The following is a 763-nucleotide window of genomic DNA, read 5'->3' on the forward strand; positions in this document are numbered from 1 at the left end:
CTGCAACTCGACTCCATGAAGTCGGAATCGCTAGTAATCGTGGATCAGAATGCCACGGTGAATACGTTCCCGGGCCTTGTACACACCGCCCGTCACACCATGGGAGTGGGCTGCAAAAGAAGTGGGTAGCTTAACCTTCGGGGGGGCGCTCACCACTTTGTGGTTCATGACTGGGGTGAAGTCGTAACAAGGTAGCCCTAGGGGAACCTGGGGCTGGATCACCTCCTTACCTATACGACTAACTTAATGCTTGGTCGAAAAATGCTCCTGCATTTTCGACATTCGGTACATCCGTGTACCTTTTGAGTGTTCACACAGATTGCTTGTTTAGCTTCTCTTAGGAGAAGTAAGAGCTAAATGCGCCGCTAGCCGGTACGCATTGTTCTTTAACAATTTGGAAAGCTGATAGTATTTAATTACATGAGTCTGTCATGTGATTAATTACAAAACGTTTAATGCGCAAGCATTGAACATGAGTTCTCAAACACTTTATTAAGTGTCTTGAATATTCAAAAGTAAATTATTCTTTATTGAATAGTTTACGTCTAAGGCGCGTCCACTTCTTTGGTCAGAAGTGAGACAAGTAAAACCAAGCTGGTCGCAATGCGGCGCAGATGAGTGAAACTCATTTGGGTTGTATGGTTAAGCGACTAAGCGTATACGGTGGATGCCTTGGCAGTCAGAGGCGATGAAGGACGTAGTAACTTGCGAAAAGCGTTGGCGAGCTAGTAACAAGCATTTGAGCTAACGATGTCCGAATGGG

2 rRNA genes are annotated in these 763 nt (G+C 45.6%); both read left to right on the top strand.

Going from position 1 to position 763, the window contains the following annotated elements:
• Positions 1–229 (top strand): 16S ribosomal RNA (locus L5M29_RS23665); the annotation flags it as partial.
• 411 nt (positions 230–640) lie between these two features.
• A 23S ribosomal RNA gene (locus L5M29_RS23670) occupies positions 641–763 on the top strand; the annotation flags it as partial.

Origin of the sequence: Shewanella sp. SM95 (assembly GCF_025653595.1) — a bacterium.
Lineage (GTDB): Bacteria > Pseudomonadota > Gammaproteobacteria > Enterobacterales > Shewanellaceae > Shewanella > Shewanella oncorhynchi.